The sequence below is a fragment of the Alistipes provencensis genome, from assembly GCF_900083545.1.
Taxonomy (GTDB): domain Bacteria; phylum Bacteroidota; class Bacteroidia; order Bacteroidales; family Rikenellaceae; genus Alistipes; species Alistipes provencensis.
On record NZ_LT559262.1, the window covers coordinates 1,001,048 to 1,021,608 of the forward strand.

Consider the following 20,561-nt stretch of genomic DNA (forward strand, 5'->3'; position numbering starts at 1 on the left):
TCTATTTTATGATCTTACAATGCGTTAAACACGGATTTACTCAGTTGACCACTATTTGGTCCAACCATTACCTCGAACTCGCCCGGCTCATAGATATAGCGCAAATCGGGCGTGTAGAACTTCAGCATTTCCGTATCGATCGAGAAATCGACCTGCTTCGTCTCCCCGGGCTCCAACCGTATTTTCCGGAACCCCTTCAGTTCCATGACCGGCCGCGTAACCGAAGCCATCCGGTCACGCAGGTAGAGCTGTACAACCTCACTGCCCGGACGTTTGCCCGTATTGGTCACCCGGATACTTGCCGTGACGCACTCTCCCGGCGCCATCTGCGTCCGGTCCAGCTCCAGATCTCCGTATCGGAAATCGGTATAGCTCAGCCCGTATCCGAACGGATAGAGCGGCAACACCGTCTCGTCGATATAACCGGTAACATAGGCGCGGATCGTCCCGGCCTCATCAGCCGGACGGCCTGTCGACTTATAGCTGTACCGCAGGGGAGCCTGCCCGACCGTGCGAGGAAAGGTCATCGTCAACCGCCCGCCGGGCTCCGCATTGCCAAACAACACATCGGCCACGGCCAATCCGGCCTCGGTTCCCGGGAACCAGACATTCAGGATCGCATCCAGATTCGCATCCTCCCACACGAGGGTCATCGGACGCCCTGCGAAGAGGACCAGTACGACCGGTTTTCCGGTCCGTTTCAGCTTTTTCAGCAGTTCCTTCTGGGCGTCGGGAATATCGAGGTAAGCACGTGAAGCCCCCTCGCCCGCCAACTCAGCGGCCTCGCCCATAACCGCCACGATCACATCGGCCTTCCGGGCAACGGCAAGAGCCTCAGCCTCCAACTGTTCGACCGTCCGGTCATCGCGGTCGAAATGTTTATAAGGGGTACCCCAATTCTGCGTAACCCGGTCTTCCATCTCTTTGTCATAGGTCAGGTTGCTACCTTTAGCATAAAGCAGTTTGACCCGGTCGCCGACTACGGTACGCAGCCCCTCCATCACGGAAACAGCCGAATATAAGTCTGCACCCATTGTCCAAGTCCCCAACATATTCGGCTTATTATCGGCCAGCGGGCCAATAACGGCTACGGTTCCCCCGGGCGCAAGCGGCAGCAACTGATTCTTGTTCTTCAGCAGCACGAAGCTTTCAGCCGCCATCCGGCGCGCTTCAGCCCGGTGTTCCGGAGTGAACACATCCGACCGGATTCGCATCGTATCGTTGTATTTGTAAGGATCGCTAAAAAGCCCCAACTTATATTTTGCCCGCAGTATCCTGCGACACGCCCGGTCAATATCCTCCATTCGGACCTTGCCCGCATCAAGCGAGGCTTTCAGCGTGCCCCATAGCCCCTGACTGGCCATATCCATGTCCAACCCGGCCTTAAGACCGCGAGCCGAAACCTTCTGCAAATCCCCGATACCGTGCACGGTCATCTCCCGCACGGCATCCCAATCCGAAACGACGAATCCGTCGAATCCCCAGTCCCGGCGCAGGACATCGTTCAACAACCACTCGTTCGCTGCGGCAGGAACACCTTCCACCTCGTTAAATGCCGCCATCACGCTGCCGGCACCGGCGTCGACAGCGCTTTTGTAGGGCAGAAAATAATCCGTATACATACGCTGACGGCTCATATCCACCGAATTATAATCCCGGCCTCCTTCCGGAGCTCCGTACAGCGCGAAATGTTTGACGCAGGCCAGTATCTGATCGTTACGGGAAAGGTCGCCCTGATACCCCTTCACATAAGCCTCGGCGATCAGCGAAGCCAGATAAGGGTCCTCGCCGGAGCCCTCGGCGACACGTCCCCAGCGCGCATCGAACGAGATATCGACCATCGGGCTGAAAGTCCAGCTCACACCCTGGGCACTCGCCTCGACTGCCGATATCCGGGCCGACCGCTCGATCGTCTCCGGATTCCAGGTGGCAGACATGCCCAACGGTATCGGGAAAACGGTGTTATAACCATGTATCACATCCATACCGAACAGCAACGGAATTCCCAAACGGCTCTCCGTCACTGCAGCCTGCTGAAGTTCAAGCATCTTCGCCGGCGACATCACGTTCAGCAACGCCCCGATCTCCCCTTTGGAAATGCGGTCACCCGTAGCCGATTCCGTCACCGGTCCGGTCATGGCGGACCCGTCCACCGGGACCAGATTCAACTGCCCTATTTTCTCTTCCAGAGTCATCTCGGAGAGCAACTTATCGACAAACCGGTCCATCTCACGATCACCGCTGTCCATCCCCGGATGCGAACATCCGACCATACCCGTACATAATCCCAACAGTACGGTTCGCTTCAATCTCTTCATCATCTTAACCATATTCATATCATTGAACCGGAACGAGTGTGACGGCATCCACGAAAGCCGTCTTGTCTTCTTTGCTGAAACTCCGTATCTCTATCATCCGAATCCCCTCCTCGACGACGAAAGGAGCGCTTTCACAGACCTCATAAGCCGTGGCATCGGCCGGTGAGAACACATCGCTTACCTGTTTGCCGTCGACATAGAATGCCATACTCTGCCCCAAGCCCGAACTCTCTCGATAAGAGGCCTTGCAGGTCATTCTATAGGTCCCGGCAGCCAACGAAACCCACTGCGTCACATCACTCGCCCCTTGCAGGAAAAGCACCTGCGAACCTTCCGGGGCCGGAGGAGGGTTGAAGTCGCTCCCATAGCGCGCAACACCCGAATTTCCGCGGAAAGTCCACACGCCGCCCATGGGACGATGCTCGTATTTTCCATATTCGAGGGCGGGTGATTCGAATCCCCCGTTCGCCAGTGCAGGTGTGCCTGTGTAGGCGGGAGCAATAACGAGCAGCCTCCCGTCGGCCAACTTGTTGCCCTCGATGGTCACCGAGGGATCGGCCGTGGAGACAAACATCACGCCCTCGGGAAGAGAAAACGTATTGTTGCGGATGATACCGTAGTTATTATCATCGAGATGGGTGAAATGGATCTCAAATCCGCGGGGCGAATAGGCATTGCGATGGTTGTTCTCGAAACGGCAATTCTCGATCGTACAATGATCGTTCGCCTGCTCCGAACCACCCCCGCTCTCGAAAAACATAATGGCACATCCGGCATTGTCGTGCATATAACAATTCCGGATAACGACATTGCGGTTATTCCGCTCGAAGTCGATAGCCTCCCCATCGGGGTCCGTGCCGAGACGCTGCTGAAAGGCGAATTCCGAATCGACGACCTCGTAGCCGTCGACGATACCGAGGAAGAGGCCGCAAGTCCCCTGCGGAGCCGCCTGCTGCCCGCCGTAAAACGACTTGCAGTTCTTCATGGTACCGCCCTTCACCCCGATGATCGAATAACCTCCGTAATGGCAATACTCCGCCTCGCAGTCGGTCACATTGATATTCGTACCGCCCGAAACGGCAAACAAATGCATGGTGCGTTCCGAAGTGCAGGAGACGATCTCGACATTGCGGTTGTGTTCCGCATTGAAAAAGATGCCGACATAAGGCATATCTGCCGTATGGATGTTCCTCATCACGATATTGCCGTGTGTCCCGCCATCGTTGATACCCATAACAACGCCGTATCCCGTACCGTTGGAGATCTCCAAGTTCTCGACCTCGAGATAATCCGAATTGTTAATCGTCAGAATGCTGCTCCCGGCAGGCGCCGTCGGGGCCGTCAGGCGCGGCTTCGCACCACTGCCGTATGAAGAGATGACGATCGGTTTTTCGGCCGTTCCCTTAAACTTGGAATTAATCACCGTCACCCCGTTCCATGTATCGCCCGATCGGAGCAGGATGCGGTCGCCCGGTTCGAACGTTCCCCGATTGATCCGGTCCAGCGTTTTCCAGGGGGCATCAGGAGAAGTTCCCGGATTCGAGTCCGAACCGAGCGAGCTGCTGATGTAATAGGCCGGGCCGGCATCCTCTCCGCCGCCTTCGTTGCCGCCTTGGTTACCTCCGGTCGGATTCGGGCCCTGCGACTCCCCGCCGCATGCGGAAATAGTCAGCATGCAGCCAAACATACAAAAGAGTTTTCTAAGTGTCATGGTTCTATGGTTTATCATTCAGTGCTTGTTGAAAAAACTAATCAATTATCAGTAACGTACAATAATTCGCTGTTTTCGTTCATTTTTCGGAAGAACGATCGCCTGACGCTCTGCATCCCACTTTGTCCACAGTCGATCATTAATCGTCACTTCCCGAATCGGCTTTCCAAACGGAGCGTGTACAAAAAGCCGTACGTCAGGCAAACAATCCGGAAGCATAACTTCCGCCTCTATCGTATTGGCGTCAGCACCCGGTTTGAGAACATAGCTAAATAATCCGAAACGGGTTTGTACTCCGAAAAGTTCGACTCGCTGCCCCACCTCCAACCATCGTTGTGGAACTCCATTCGCCAACCAGACTTCATCACCCTGTTCGTCAATTAACATATCGAGAATCTGGCTGACCATGCGTGCTTCATCCGGAGTTTTGTAAAACGGGCCGCTGGCATGTTCCCACATCCGATATTCCTCCGACAACATGACGACATCCGGATAATACAAGGCTGTAAAATTATTGTAGAGACTGCGTATCGCAGCTTGGGTTTCATGGCGATCGAGATAAACACTGATCGGATTCTGCAAACCCGCCTGAAAAACCATTCCGCCTCGGCTAAACCAAAATTCATCGTCCACCCATCCGTGTGTGTTGAGTCCCATCGAAGAAGAGAGCGTCAGATTATCTTCCCAATCGTTCAAAATCCACTCGGCCATTTTGGAATATGGATCTATAAGTCCCGTTTTCAACAAAGTGACCGGCCCATAAAGGACCTCACGCGTAGCCGACAAACGAAGCGTAGGGCGGATATTCATCCCATAACGGTCGTAATACTCCGATTTTTTCGCTCCGAAGTAACGAAACCGCTGATAAGGATGCACCGGGACATAAGGGATACAGGTATTATTACGCAGCCGTACAACAGGAGCCTGTTCCATAGCGCGCTGCAAACTGTGAAGAATATCTGTACGGTATGCCTCAGAGGCCACTCTGTAATATTCAGCTTGTGGCATCTTCGCTTCGGCAAAGGCCTCGGCCATGGATTTCATGCCCAGATAGGCATAAGCATTGGTCGCATACCAATAACGCCATTCGTAGCAATCCTCCAGCATACCGGCAGGCAACAACCCGTAATGCAAAACCGGTTCTCCGTTACGGTCGAAAAGTTTGGTCTGATTGCGCTGCTCGATAATCCAATCGGCGGCGCGCATCAGTTGAGGCGCAACCCGTTCAAGCCACACCTTGTCCCGTGAATGCAGATAGTGATGGGCCATGCCCCAAAGGACAACGCCATGATTCATATTATAGCCTAACGCCGTATAATCAATATCCTCGGAAATGCGGACACCATGAAAAACACTTTTTTGGTCTCCGGTATAAGCTCCAGGCAATTTACAACTTCCCTGTAACTGTAAAAACGTTTCAAGGCAATTTCTGACCGTCTCGACGTCTCCCAACCGGTCCAACAGATGGGTCTGAAAAATGGATTCGTTCGCATAAACCGGATAACTGAATGTAGCGGCAGGAGCCAGATACAGCCCGCTCTCCGGTTCTTTGGTAATACTCATCCGGATATGGGCGACGGTCGACTTGGCCAATGCATTGAAAGTCGGCTCGGGAACATTGAAAACGGTGTTTGCGGAGATAACGCCACGCCAATACTCGATAACCCGATCCCGTTCTGCCGCATAATCCAACAGAGCCAGACGCCGGGCATCAACCGGAGTAAGATTTCCGATAAATGGGAATCTAAAATAAAAAGTTTCCGATGAATTCGCATCCAAGAAGAAGCGACAGCCAATTCCGTGACCGGCATCATCATTGAACACAGCAGTCTGAATAGCATCATTTTTCACATGCGAAACCTGAGCCCGCAGAAATTTTTGCCCGCCAACCAGATCGTATACGGAACCATCCTCAAGTGCGACTTCCGTCAATGCGCTATTCCCTTGCAGCCGGAGATGGGCCTGACGGGCCTGCAACGAAGGATTGGAAACCCGCAACTTCACCATTAAAACGGCCGGTGTAAATTCATTACGCGCCGTATCAATCGGAGAAAAAGAAACCCCGTCGGCGAAAGTAACGAAAGTCTCCTCCTCGAAAAGCAGTCCCTCGTGCCGCCATTGCGCTGAAACGACAGGCAGGCAATCATTCAAGACGGACATGCGACAATTATCTTTATTACGAAGATAACAAGGCTCCTCCCCTGTGCCGAAACTCCATGTAAGCGCATGACCTTTCCAATTACAAAGCGAGAGCGCTTTACCCCGCAGATTTGTCCGGCCTTTATCAATAATCAAATTTCCACCCCATTCAACAGCAAATTTCTGCCAGTTCGCATCACATGCCAACGGAAGATAAATACGATTGCCCGATTGATCATAGGTAGGATCCTTAACCGGAATCTCGTGGCGGGCCCTATCGTAAGAATGTTCGGCTTCGGACATAATTTGCGATCGTATTCCCGAACCATGAATGACTGACGGTAAAAAGGATACAGAGTCATTTGCTGAAGTAATGCAGGCCCCGAAATCGGGAAGATACATAGGTCCGTCAGCGACATCGTCCGTGGCGAAAGAGAACGTTCCCCGATTCGTCCGTACAGTCAGTATAGTCTCTTCATTCGATCCAGACAATAGACACCGGGCAGTTGAGGCCTCGATAACCACACCTTTACGCTTACCGTCGTCGAGCTGCCATCCGGCCTTTCCTGATTTACGGTCTCCCTTTGCCCAATTCCAACCCGAAACATGATGTATGAATCCGTTAAATGCCGAGACACTGCCCATGGCCTCGCCATCTTGCAGAAACTCTATCCGGAAACGTTCTTTTCGGAGCGCAGCCATCGTATATGCTTCCACGCTGTCAATCACACTTCGATATTCCGACGGAAATTTCACCCGTATTTTGAGTGTTCGACGATAGAGTATCTCTCCGGGCAGCCGGTCCGCCGTAGGGAGCTCCCCGATACGAAGCGGCAGGAACGTGCAAACGACACGATTACCATTGACAAGGGTCCGAATATCGGCTTGCACCCACTTGCCACGCCACAAATCATCCTCCTCATCTTCATAAGAAGGCATTTGCGGAGGACGATCAGGCCAGGTATCGTGCCAATATTCCACTCTAAGGCTATCGACCATTTTCTTTAAAGGCGGCGTATGGCACACGATCTCCAGACGCTGGATATCACGAGGCATCGACCAGCGAATTCCCAAATTTCCGACCGGGTCTTCACCTAAAAGGGACGTTCCGGAAACAAGTTCGCAGCCCAATGGCGAGTCGTCATCAGACCAGTAACATGGAGTACCGAAAAAGGCAGCGTTCAAATATTCATCTTGTATAACACGAGTTATCCGATTTATGCCATAGATTGAATTATTCAACATGGACAAAATCGACAATATAGTAATGCTTATAATCCTTTTTTTCATTACTACTCTCCTATTTTACAATCTCATAATCGAACTCCTCGACGACCACCGGTCCGAGCAGTCCGGAAGACTGCAACTCCGAAGATGCGGTCCACGGGTTGACGGGCGTCCAAGTCTTGCGCTGTCCGGGCGACAACCGCTGGTCACCGATCAACCGGTTCATCCAGTTGTTCGCCACCTCGACCTCCAGCGTATTTTCACCTTTCCGTACCAAACCAGAAACATCGACCCGATAAGGGGGCGTCCACGTTCCTCCGGCACAAACGCCGTTCAGGTAAACCCGTCCCATGACCATCACCTTGCCCAGATTCACATAGACAACGCCGGGACCGACGCTTTCAACCTCGAAAGAGGTCTTGTAACGGGCCGTTCCGGAGAAATAGCGGATACGCGGATCGTCCGCCGCCGTCCAATCACAAAGCCGATCGAATACGACCGGACCCTCGGGAGCATCCAGCCCTTCGAAAGTCACCTTCCACGGACCCTCGGCCCGGGCCAGCACGGTCGCTCCGGGAAAATTCCCCACAGATGACGGCCGGGCCTCTTTCTTCCGGTCGAAGACAATGAACGCACTGCCATATGGTTCCAGTTCCAACGGAACTGTCGTAATCCCGTCCTGCCGCGAGAACCCGGGCAGTTGACGAATGCCGCCGGTCAAGGCATCCCACAGTTCCGGTGCACCGCTCTCCGTCCGGAAGGCGGCCTCAAACACGACCTTGCGTTCCTGCTGGTTCGACAAGAAATAGACGTCACCCTGCTCCGTTGCCCGATGGATGAACCGGATATCCATATTCTGCCCCTCGATGCGGCAGTCGGGCCGCATCGAAAGAAATGCGAAAACCTCCTCCAGCGAACAACCGTCGCCAAAAACGCACCCTTTGCCGTAAACGTTATATTTCACCGCAGCCTCGGAGGGCCACATCCGTTCCGCAGTCTTTTTCACCCGTTCATCCGCCCCGGGGTATCCGGCCAAACCGGGCGATCGCTCCGGTGCCGGGCCAAGCACGGTCAGTCCGGCACGAACCATCCGTTCGATCGCATCGAGCAGTTCGGGACGCATGGTACGGAGCTTCGGCAGCACCAGCACGCGGTACTCCATCCCGCCGTCCAGCACAAGCCGTCCGTCCCGTACCTTCGAATGTTTCAACAGCACCTCTGCATTGATATAATCGAACGAATAGCCGTTCGGAAGCGCCGGATCGCACACGCCCGTCATCTTCGGCGCATCCTCCCCGATAAAATAGGCCACATCAGCCACATAACGTCCCTGCTGCAACAGATAGCCGGTCCGCTTGAGGTAATCGACAAAGGCATCCAACTGGCTGAACCATGTGTTTTTCCGATTGAATTCATTGCCGAACCAGGAGCTCATACCCGGGAAGCAGTCTTCGTAAGGCTGATGAATATAGACATGCAGCAGCGTACTGTTGATGCCTTCGGCAAAGAAACGGTCGCCGCGCTGTTTCATCAGGTAGGGGTAGCGGCTGAAGCCCTGCAACCCCGCGGTGAACGATTCGGCCCACACGCGGCGCTTCCCGTAAATGTGCGCACAAGATGACGCCGCCCGATTCTCGATGTCACCCAGCGAGCCCTCGCTCCAGAACTCCCCGGCCACTTCATCGGACTGTCCGCCATATTGCAGAAACTCGCCCGGAAAACCCCAATGGCCGTAATTTTCCAGCCAGGTCGTCAGGCCGTGTTTATGGCTCTCCTCCCGCAACCCGCCGACATAATCATAAGAGACACGGTCGGCGATGAGCCGGCGAAGATCCCAAAGGAAACGGTCGGAGATATCTTGGCTCCCGACAACCGTCCCATGCAAAACCGGAAGATAAGGAAGCGGATCGTAACCATAGGTCTCCTCGAAACGCTCCGCCATATCGTCGGTCCAATTCTGCCCTCCGGTCTCGTAACTATCCTGCACAACCACTTTGAAGGTCCGGCGATCCTCTGCCGGAATACGGCGCAGTATCTCTCCGATAAAGGCATCGAAATGGCTCGCCACATGCTTCTTGCTCATCTTATCGATCTCAAGCCCCAGTCCCTCGGGGCTGGCCGGACCGTTCGTCACGGTCGTAGAACGCATGGCCAGGCGCTCCACCCGCCATTTCCCGGCAGGGACTTCCCAACGCAACGTTCCGTCGCTGAAACTTGCGGTAATATCCTTCACTGCACCCGGATCGACCGGCAGCGATTCCTGTACGACGGGCTGAGGTTCCCAAAGATAGTCATGCCACATGGGAAGCGGCGTCTGGAACATCTTTGCAAGCGTCTTTTCCGGGAAGCGTTCCACCTGCGGAAGAGACGACAGCATAGCTTTAAAAACAGCGCTGCCCGGCGCCGGAACGACCAACCGGTAAGCTGTCGAAAGTGTTTCGGGAAGGGAGACGACGATCGGGGCCAGAGGGTCAAACCCGACGTTCATCTGCAAATTGCTTCTGTCGATGGCAAACCGCTTCAGCAACCTGTATCCTCCGTTTTCCCGGCAGTAAAGCTCCGCCGACGTAAGGATCGGCCTGTCCACCCAAATCGTAAGGCTACGCATCGGCTGCTCTCCCGACACGTTCCAGTCCAGACGCAACTCCTCTCCGTCATGCTTCACCGCCCGTTTCGTATCGCTTTCGGCCGTCCCGGGCAATGGATAGGCGATGACCCGCACATCCTTCGCATCAGCCCCCACCTCCGGGAGGGGGCCCTCGAACAAAGCCGGGCCTTCGATAACGGTCTGCGCCGACGCCAGATAACGCATGCTCTGCTGCGGTTCGACCCAGGGACCTCCCGACTGACTCCACCCGGGACTATTAAAAATACCGATCTCTATATCGAGCTCCCCAGCACGCTTCAACGCAGCGTGCATCACACGCCACCACTCCGGCGAAAAGAGCTGATGCTCCCCATAAGGTTGATCGCCGATGCCAATGTTGCCGATAAAGGCACGGTTGATACCGACCTCCTTCATGGACTCGAGGTCCCGAACCACCCCTTCCTCGGAGATGTTGTCCGACACCCAGTACCAGTAGACGGCCAACGGCGTTTCATCGGGCACACTCCGGAACGCATTACGCATCTGTTCCATCGAAGGGCCGTCGCAGGCCGTTTCACGACATGAAACCGAAAAGGCCGCTACGGCCAACATCATCAGCAATAAGATTCGTTTCATCATAGAGAAAGTATGTTTACAGGTCTATCATCCCTGAAAGGAATATCAAAATAACGACATTATCCGGAATACACAACGCCATCCGGAGGATTATTTTACAGAAATCTCCAACCGCGCTTTGCGCAGGCTCCCGGCCGACGCCTCGAACCCGATCTTCCCGGGATGTTCCCCCGACTGGACAATCGCCACGAGCTGTCCCTTGAAAGCCTTCATCCGCGGATGGTGGAACGGCTCCAAACAGGTCGGATCTCCGTTCGAAACCGCCCGGAACACTCCAACCCCGGTAACCCGGAACGAGATCTCCGGATCGGCATCCGGACAGAGATTGCCGTCCCGGTCCACCACCCGTACCGTGATGAACGAAAGGTCCTTACCATCGGGACGAATGGTTTGCCTGTCGACCGCAAGCTCCAGCCGATAGGGCTCACCGGCCGTATGTACTTCGGTTTCGGCCGCCGGTTGCCCGTTCTTATCATAAGCCACCACCCTCAGCGTACCGGGTTCATATTTCACATCCATCCACATCAGCCGGTAACGGCGCTGGCGCCAAAGTCCCCGGGCGGCCTCTTCGCTGTCGGTCGCGGCCTGTGTCATCGTCGTATCCTTAGCAATACGCCCCTGACTCTTCCCGTTGACAAACAGTTCAGCAGAAGGATAGTTCGTATAGACGAATACGGGCGTCACCTCCCCTTCGCGGCCGGGCCAGGTCCAATGGGGCAGGACATGCAAAGTCTCTTCCTCGGGCCGCCAATGGCTCCGATAGAGGTAATAGCGGTCCTTGGGCAGTCCGGCCAAATCGACAATGCCGAACAACGAACTGTGGTTAGGCCATATCTCGTGGTAGGGCGTAGGTTCACCCAGATAATCAAACCCCGTCCATACAAACTCACCGATACACCAGTCATAATCGTCATGCAGCACAAAATCGTCTTCGGGCAGATTGGACCAACTGCCGCAATCCAGATCGTAGCCCGACGACTGGTTGTCCGGACGGACTTTGTTCGTGGTACGTTCCACCGGAAAATGGTAGGTTCCCCGCGAACTGAATGCAGAAGCGGTCTCGGAACCCATCAGTATTTGCTGAGGAAGCTCGTGATATGCCTTCGTATAGAGATGAGTCCGGTAGTTAAAGCCCACTACGTCCATAATGGCCGCAAAATGGGTGTCGATAGCATCCTGCACCCGGTCGATCCCCATGGTGACAAGCCGCGTCGGATCTTCCCGATGGCAGATATCCTGCAACCAGCGGGCAATTTTCGCTCCCTCGTAGCTGCTCTGGTCGGGAACTTCGTTGCCGATGCACCACATCACCACCGACGGGTGGTTGCGGAAACGCCGGACCGTATTGGTCAGATCCCGTTCGGCCCACTCGTCGAAATAGAGGTGGTAACCGTTCTTCATCTTGGGAGCACGCCACTCGTCGAACGTCTCCACCATCACCATTAACCCCATCCGATCACATAATTCGATCAGTTCCGGAGCCGGGATATTATGCGCGGTGCGGATGGCATTGGCCCCCATCTCCTTGAGGATCGACAGCTGACGACGCAGCGCACTGACGTTGACCGCAGCGCCCAACGGCCCGAGGTCATGGTGCAGGCAAGCCCCCCTGAACTTGATCGGTTGTCCGTTCAGGAACATGCCCCGGTCCGGGACAATCTTCAATTCGCGGATACCGAACGTAACCAGTCGGATCTCCTGAAGTTGCCCATCGGCATAGAGCCGGAGTTCGGCCTCATACAAGTCGGGGGCATCGGGCGACCACAACCGCGGAGCATCAATGACCAAATCCTGACAGAAGGTTCCGCCATCGTATTTGGAAAGCGTTGTTTCGGCCTCCGAAACAGTCCGTCCCCCGGCATCCCGAAGAAGCGTTTTCAACACCAGCCGCGAATCCGTTCCCGCCGGCAATTCGACATCCGCCTGCACCCGCACCTTCGCATAGTCCGGACGAATCTCGGGTGTCGTGAGGCGGATTCCCCACAACGGGATGCGGACCGCCTCCGAAACGACCACATGCACATTTCGGTATAACCCGGCCCCCGGATACCACCGGGAGGACTCGGGATAATTCTCCAACCGTACGGCCAACACATTATCCGCCGGCTTCAACAACCGGGTCGCATCCAGTTGGAAGCTACCGTATCCATAGGGCCAGTAGCCAAGTTTCTCTCCGTTGAGATAGACTTGGGCATTGCTCATGGCACCGTCGAAAAGAATACCTGCCCGTTTCCCGACTGCGAAATCCGGCGCATCGAAACGAATCCTGTACCAGCCGGTACCGACAACGGGCAATCCCCCGGTGCGTCCGGCCTTGAGCGACGGAACGGTCTCGCCGTCCTGCTCGATAGCCACGAACTGCGGATCATTGTTGATGTCGAAAGGCCCGTAAATCGCCCAGTCGTGCGGAACCGTCACACGCTGCCAGCCCGAATCGTCAAAATCCGGACGAACGGCTTCGGCCCGGTCTTCCCGGGTAAACCTCCACCCCTTTTCCAGTTTGAATTCCGTCCGTGCGGCAAATGCGGAAAAAGCGGTCAGTAAAAAAATCGCGGTAAAAGATAATCGTTTCATTCAGCGTTTTGTCATTTATCGGGAAATCCGGCACGGCGACGAACATGGCGCCGTGCCGGAGATCGGCCGTTACCAGCCCGGGTTCTGCCAGTTGCCCCCGGTAAATTCCTGCATCTTGTTCACTTCATCCTGATCGATCGGATAGATATAGTATTTATCCCTCCAATTCGAGCGGGGGAAGCTGATGCGTTCGTATGCATAACCGGCATCCTTCTTCGTAATTTTCATTCCGGTCACGCATTTGTCCGTCTTGTCCAGCACCTTCCAGCGCCGCACGTCGAAGAAACGGTGTTCCTCGAAGGCCAGCTCCACACGACGTTCATTGCGGTAGCGGAGCTCGAACTCGTCTTTCGACATTCCGGCAGGCAGCGAGGGCATCCCGGCACGCGCACGGACGAAATTCACGGCATCGCGGGCCGAAGCCTGGGTTCCGGCTACATCGACCGTCCCGTCGGGGCCCTTGACCTGATAAGCCGCTTCGGCGAAATTGAGGTATATCTCGGCCAGACGGAACAGGCGGATGGCACCATCGGCATTGTTGCTCACGTTCGACTGCCAGTTGTTGAACTTACGCATGTAATAACCCGTGCGGGTACTACGGCGGTTATTCGTCGAGATGCCATCGGTAGAGCCGACATAGGTATAGACATTGGGATCAACCTCGACTTCCGACTCCTCGTATTCGATCGTGATCTTGATCGAAGCCATCACCATGTAGGCAGCAGCCTCCTGCTCCAGAAAATCGAAGCGAATGTACGAATCGGAGCCCCACGAATCGGCGAAATTGTTCTTCATGTGCTCGGTCATGTCGAACGAGAACTCCACGACCTGGCCATTCGTAGGCGCGAGGTCTCCGAGTTCAAGCCGTTTGGCCGGGTCGATCGCGCCGTCCACCACGAAGAAGAATCCCAGATTGCGGAAACGGTCCGTCGTCTCATCGGTCAGATAATAGAACGAAAAGGTCATCTTTTTCAGGCGGTCCCAGTCGATGCCGAAGTTCACCGGTTTGAAATAGGCATAGGGATCGCCGCCTGAAGTAAGAACCGTCCAAACATCCTTGTATCCCTCCCATTCGGACATATAGTTGAGTGTCACATCGTTGTAAGGAGGATCCTGGAATTCCATCAGGAACTCCTTCCGGTCACCGTCTGCGTCGCCCAGCACTCGCTGCGCACCATTGTAATAGATCGAGGCATAGAAACGCGGATCGCGGTTCTCATAGGGATTCTGCGGATCGTAGGTACTGTTGTCTGGATTGTAATTGGGCTGCCGGTGCGTATCGTCCGTATAGGGATTCGCCAGATTGAGCACGGGCTGCCCGTCGGCCGTTTCGTAACAATCGACCAGTTCCTGCGAAGGGCACGGGCCAGCCTTGAGCTGACCGGGCGTGGAGAGCAGACCGGCCTGACGCCATACCTCCATCTGAGCGCCGACCTGAAGGATGGTCTCCTTGTCGGTCGAACGGCGGTCATCGGAACTGGTGATGAAATAGAGCGCGTAGGGATTCTGTGCGATACCGGGCGAAGGAACATTGTCAAAGAGCTTGTAATCGTGGGTCAGCAGCACGGAGAGTGCCTCACGGTTGACCTCGAGGGCATCTTCCCAGTCATACGTCCCGTCGGACCACAGCGGGCTGGCGGCATAGGTCACGGCCTGTGATTTGATGGCATAGGGAACGGCGCGGGTCATGATCCCGAACGACGCTTCGGGAATACCCCAGCCGAAAGCCGTCTCGCTGTAAGCAAGCGCCGCATCGCAATCCTCGACGATGAACCGGACCACCTCGGAAAAGGGAGCCCGAGCGTCTTCCGTATAGTCATGGTCCTGTTCGTAGGTGTTCTTCAACAGCGGCACATCGCCGTAGCGCTTGATGAGCTGCAGGTAGTAGAGCGCACGCAGTACATGCGCCTGAGCGGTCCAGCCGCCCACCTCGTCGTCATTGGACTGGATCAGGGCAGGATCGACGTCTTTGATACGCTCGAGGAACACGTTACAATGGCGAATACCCTGATAAAGTCCCGCCCACGGACTGCCGTCGGTAGAGTAAGAGGCATAGTTCGAAGCGCTCACAGCGTCGGTGTACCATGCGGCATAGCGCGAACCGGCCAGAATATCGTCGGCGTCCTGTGCCTCGTCGGTCAGCGACGAGCGGTCCATATAGGGGGCCGGGCAGTATCCATAGCACGAATTGAGATAGGCCCTCACTCCCCGGCGCTCGGAGAAGAGCGCATCGAGGGAGGTACGTCCGTCGTAGGGAAGGTCCATGACATCGTTGCAGGACGAGGCCAGGCAAATCACGACGAGCAAAATATAATACAATATCTTTTTCATCTGTTCGGTAGATTTAGAAGTTCAGAGAGAGTTTGACGCTATAAAACCGGTAGACCGGAACGGAAAGAAAACTACCCTCGGGACCGAAGTCGGACGATTTCATATTATCCCATGTGAACGGGTTTTGCACGCTGAAACTCAACCGCAGGTTCTCGGCCGAGATGGCTCCGGCCCATTTGCGGGGCAGCGTGTAACCCAGTTCAATATTCTTCAGACGCAGGTAGGAACGATCGTAGAGAAAGAACTCGCTGGTCTCGTGGTTGGTGTTCTTCTGGGTCGACAGCGCCGGGTAGTCGATACGCGCGCCGCTGCGGGCGCGTTCCGCGGTCCACGCGTTACGGTGCAGCGAACCGAACACACCGTCGTAATCGTATTCGTAGATACCCGCCCCGCTGAAGGTCGTGGAATATTTGCCGACACCCTGAAACAGCAGGCTCAGGTCGAACGATTTGTACTTGGCTTCGGCGAAGAAAGCATAATAGACTCGCGGAATGGAACCGGTACCGATGGGAGCCTTGTCACACTCGTTGATCACCCCGTCCTTGTTCAGGTCGAGATATTTCAGGTCGCCGACACGGGGCGTACCGAACTCATAGGTAAGACCGCTCTGGGCAAGCTCTTCCGGTGTGTTGTAGAACGGAGAGCCGTTGCTGCGGTCGAGCAGGTAACCGAATTCCTGCCCGTGGGGAAATCCCTCCTGCCATCTCCGATAGGCATAGTCGGCGTTTTTTTCGGTCTCGCCGCTGCGGATGACCTTGTTCTCCGTATAGGTCAGCCAGCCGCCGACATCGATCTTCAGCCCGTTCTTAAAGGCTTTCGAATAATGCAGGCTCACCTCATATCCCTTGCTCTCGAACTCGCCCGAGTTGGTTGCCGGCAGGTACTCCAGCGGTACACCCTGATACGAGGGAGTCGTCGCAGCACCCGGAACGACCATATTGTCCATCCGGTCGCGGAAGAGTTCGAACGACAGCGAAAGATTGTCGAAAAGCGAGAGGTCCACACCGAAATTGAATTTCTCAGATATCTCAGGGGCGATATCAGGGCTGCCTACCTGCGTTTCGGTCACGGTATTGGAGAACGCGGGGATACTGCCGCCGGCAACCAGCGTCACATTGTCCAGATAGGCATAACGACCCAGCCCGGAACGCTCGGTAGCAGTCTGCCCCCAGGCGACGCGGAACTTGAGATGGCTCAGCCACGAAACGTCTTTCAGGAACGCCTCATTGGAGGCGACCCATGCCGCCGAAAAAGCCGGCGTGGCTACAAAACGATGAGCCCGGGCATATTGTTCCGACCCGGAATAACCCACGTCGAACTTGAGCAGGTAACGGTCATCGAAATTATAGTTCGCCTCAAATCCGCTGACCAGCTTCCGGTAAGGGAGCAATCCCGGCATGGCCGTCTCTTCCGTCGAAAGATCCTGATAGAAGAGATAGGCCATGGCGCCCACCTTGTGCCGGCCGAACTGCCGGTCGTAACCCAGCATACCGCGATAATCAAGCTGGTAATACATCGACGAAGTCTTGCCATAGGTGAGGTTACCGTTAATGTCGCTTCCGTATTTCGAGAACGTGCCGTCCGTGGAACGAATCCATTTTTCATAGGTCTGCGACGTGGAGAGGCTGTTGACCGAGTTGGTCCGGTAACCGAACGAACCGCCCGCCTTCAGGCCCGGCGTGATAAAGCTCAAATCAGCGTTCAGGGCAAACTGCGCGTAGATATTGGTAACCGTATGGCGCACGAATCCCGCACGGTTGATCTGACCGTAGGGCGTGGTCTGTATCTTGTCCGTCACAACGACTCCGCCGCCGCCCGCCACAGGCTCCCCCGTCACCGGATCGACCACAGGCACGGTCGGACCGTAAACCGACGACGGAACCGAATAGAGCAACGGATAGATGTCGGCCAGAAAACCTCCGCCGGGCGTACGCTCACGCTTGATATTGCCCGCCAGACGGAGCGAGGCGCTCAGGAACTTGTTGACCTTGAGGTCCACGTTCGAGCGCACGTTGGCCCAGATGAAATTATTGTTGGATTTGTATTCGTCCTGATCGGTATTGTAGAAACCTCCCTGATGCATCAGGTTGACATTGGTGTAATAAAGCACCTTGTCGCTACCGCCCGAGATATCCACACCGACACGCTGCATGCTGCTGACGTTCTTCAGGAACATATCCCGCCAGTCATTGTCGGGATAGAGGTTACGGTCCGAACCCGTGCGGAATGCCGTGATCTGCTCATCGGAGTAATAGTAATTCTCTCCCAGACCATCGTTGAAGGCCGCCTCGTTGCGCAACGACGCATATTCGGCCGAATTGATGAAAGCGGGTTTCGTCGTCATCTGCTGGAACGTCTGATCCAGCCGCACACCAATCTTCAAATCACCCTGACGACCGCGCTTGGTCGTAATGACCAACACGCCGTCGGCGCCCTGGATGCCGTACAGCGCCAACGATGCCGCATCCTTGAGCACGGTCACTGACTCGATCTCCTCGGCACTGATGTAGTCGAAGGTCTGGAGCATATTGTAGCTGATGACCATCCCATCGATCACGACGACGGGTTGGTTGGCGCGTATCGAAGAGATGCCGCGCACATACATACCCGTATTGGCCCGCGAGGGTTCGGAGTAAGACTCCTGCATAAGCAGACCTTGCAACCGCCCCGCCATAGCCATCGAAAGGTTGCTCGTGGGCGACTTGGCGAGCTCCTTCCCGCTGACCGAAGCCACCGATCCGGAGATATCGCCTTTCCGCTGAACGGTATGGCCCATGTAAACGTGCTCTTCGAGATCGAAGGTCTCGGCGCGTTTCAGAACGATGCTGTCCCGTACGTCCGCCACGGTCACCCGTTCGGAACGATAGCCCGGCAGGTAGAAAAGCAGTTGCTTCGTCCCGTCCGGCACGGTGATCGAATAGAAGCCGTCGGCATCGGTCAACGCCGCACCCTGATGATCGTCTGCGCGGACCATCACGCCCGCCAGCGGAGTGCCGTCATTATCGAGCACCTGGCCCTTGACAATGGTTTCCTGCTCCGCGGCAAGAAGCCGGCCGGCAGCGAACAGGCAAACGCTGAATATTGTGATAAGCTTGATTATCTGTCTCATAATCGTTAATTCGTTTTAGAGATTACTGCCCGTTACCATCCGGGATTCTGCCAATTCACGCCCGTCAGCGTCGTCATGAGGTTCGCCTCGCTCAGCGGGATAGGCAGCCACAGGAATTTGTTCTGGTAGCACAACCGCTCCCCGACCAGTTGACGGGTATAGGAATAATCGTTGTCTCCGTTCCGTGTAACACGCACGGCCGTCAGGTAACGGTCGGTCTTCGAAAGGTCTCCGGAAGGAAGTGACCAGCGGCGTACGTCGTAATAGCGGAAGCCCTCCATGGCCAGCTCGACACGACGCTCGTTGCGGATGCGCAGCATCAGTGCATCGCCGCTCAGCCCGGCATCCAGCCCCGGCATGCCGACACGGCTGCGTATCTCGTTCACGGCCACGATGGCCTCGTCCCCGTGCCCGGCCTCGGCAGCAGCCTCAGCGAAATTGAGGATCACCTCTCCCAAACGGAACATCTTGAAATTCGCCCCGACTCCACCCGGATAGGTCGGCGCCGCGTATGGATGGAGGAACTTACGTTCATAATACCCCGTCCGGGTCCGCTGCGCCCCCTGACCGGCTCCCATAAGGCCCGTGAAGGGCTCCTCGGGATAGGTAGCGATGATACGCGTGCGGGTACCGGGCTCGCCCGGATAGTTCTCGATGCACTTCGGGTCCTCGGTGACTTTCCAATAACAGTGGCGCTTCGAACCGTTGTAATAGATCGAGGCATAAAAACGCGGATCGCGGTTCTCATATGGATTCTGCGGATCGTAGGTGCTGTTATCCGGATTGTAATTAGGCTCCAGATGCGTTTCATCCGCGTAAGGGTTCGCCAGATTGAGAATAGTCTTGCCGTCGACAGTCTCATAGCAATCGACCAGCTCCTGCGAAGGATTGGTTCCCGACTTGTCCCCATTAATTCCGATGCCGTCCATCTGGAAGACCGCACCCTGATCCGCCCTGTTCTGGTAAATGGTCTCACGATCGACCGGATCGGCGGTGTATTCCATCGTCGAGGTGAAATACTCGTTGTAAAGCGCCGCTCCGTCGTTGGGCAGAAAAGCGGTCGCCTCTTTGAACTCCGGATAGTTGACCTTGTTGTAAAGTGTGTAACCGTTCTTTTTGAGATTGGTCACCGCCTCCTTGGTAATACGGTAAGCCTCATCCCAATGGTCCTGTCCGTCGTTATAGAGCGGACTGGCCGCATAGAGAATCATGCGGGCGCGAATCGCTTCGGCCACGGCCTTGGTCATGCGGCCCGCCTCGGCGGTAGTCGTGATGCGCCACGGCAGCTGGGAAATCGCCAGCGCCGCGTTGCAGTCCTCGATCACGAACTGCACCGATTCGTAGAAACTCGGCTTGGCGACCTTGCCGAAGTCGGTGTCCAGCGCATAAGCCTCGCGGACGATGGGCAAGCCGGTACCGTACCAGCGCAGCAATTCGCTGTAATAATAGGCCCGGAGTATGTGCGCCTCGGCTTTCCAGCGCATTTTGTCGGACTGAGAGGTAACATTAGCACCGTCAATGTAGCTCAGAAAGACGGCACACTTGCGGATAGCGGCCCAATAACGGTTCCAATAGTCGCCGTTGCCGAAATTAGCGCTGAGATTCACGATCGGGTGGTTGTCGGCCGAAGCCTGCCCTTTATAAAGCAAGCCCGACATCAGACCAGCCCCTTCGTCGCTGTCCCATGCCTCATCGCTCCAAACCACCAGACCGCGCGACCAGTAATGGAACTTGATACCCATTTCGGGAATGTATTCATAACAAGTATTCAGCCAGGCGCCCGTCTGCTCGTTGTCCTGAAAAATTTGCGGGATGGAGACATATCCGTCGGGAGCCATGTCCAGGGCGCTTTCACAGGCGCTCACCGTCGCCAAAGCGAGCAGGCCCGCCGCTGTACGATATAATTTCGTCAATTTCATAATCTTGGTA

Annotated in this window: 8 protein-coding genes; all 8 read right to left on the minus strand. The window is 55.5% G+C overall.

Going from position 1 to position 20,561, the window contains the following annotated elements; translation table 11 throughout:
- Positions 1-14 precede the first annotated feature (14 nt).
- Positions 15-2,273 (minus strand): beta-glucosidase BglX, encoded by a 2,259-nt coding sequence (gene bglX / locus BN5935_RS04015; RefSeq protein ID WP_235821134.1) that lies wholly within the window; start codon positions 2,271-2,273, stop codon positions 15-17.
- A 64-nt stretch (positions 2,274-2,337) separates the two neighbouring features.
- A complete protein-coding gene (locus BN5935_RS04020; RefSeq protein WP_162272056.1) occupies positions 2,338-4,005 on the minus strand; it encodes a right-handed parallel beta-helix repeat-containing protein in 1,668 nt (555 codons plus the stop codon).
- A gap of 72 nt (positions 4,006-4,077) precedes the next feature.
- Entirely contained in the window at positions 4,078-7,458 is a 3,381-nt protein-coding gene (locus BN5935_RS15095; RefSeq protein ID WP_147625769.1) for a hypothetical protein, read from the minus strand.
- Between the two features lie 10 nt (positions 7,459-7,468).
- The gene (locus tag BN5935_RS04035) at positions 7,469-10,618 is read right to left on the minus strand and encodes a glycosyl hydrolase (RefSeq protein ID WP_064976832.1); all 3,150 of its coding nucleotides are present in this window, start codon (positions 10,616-10,618) and stop codon (positions 7,469-7,471) included.
- Between the two features lie 90 nt (positions 10,619-10,708).
- Positions 10,709-13,192, minus strand: coding sequence for a glycoside hydrolase family 2 TIM barrel-domain containing protein (locus BN5935_RS04040; RefSeq protein ID WP_064974970.1), 2,484 nt, complete (start codon positions 13,190-13,192; stop codon positions 10,709-10,711).
- A gap of 69 nt (positions 13,193-13,261) precedes the next feature.
- Positions 13,262-15,523, minus strand: a complete 2,262-nt coding sequence (locus BN5935_RS04045) for a RagB/SusD family nutrient uptake outer membrane protein (RefSeq protein ID WP_082944024.1) — start codon at positions 15,521-15,523, stop codon at positions 13,262-13,264.
- Positions 15,524-15,536: 13 nt separating this feature from the next.
- Entirely contained in the window at positions 15,537-18,632 is a 3,096-nt protein-coding gene (locus BN5935_RS04050; RefSeq protein ID WP_064974971.1) for a SusC/RagA family TonB-linked outer membrane protein, read from the minus strand.
- A 32-nt stretch (positions 18,633-18,664) separates the two neighbouring features.
- On the minus strand, positions 18,665-20,551 hold the full coding sequence (locus BN5935_RS04055) for a RagB/SusD family nutrient uptake outer membrane protein (RefSeq protein ID WP_064974972.1): 1,887 nt from the start codon (positions 20,549-20,551) through the stop codon (positions 18,665-18,667).
- Positions 20,552-20,561 lie beyond the last annotated feature (10 nt).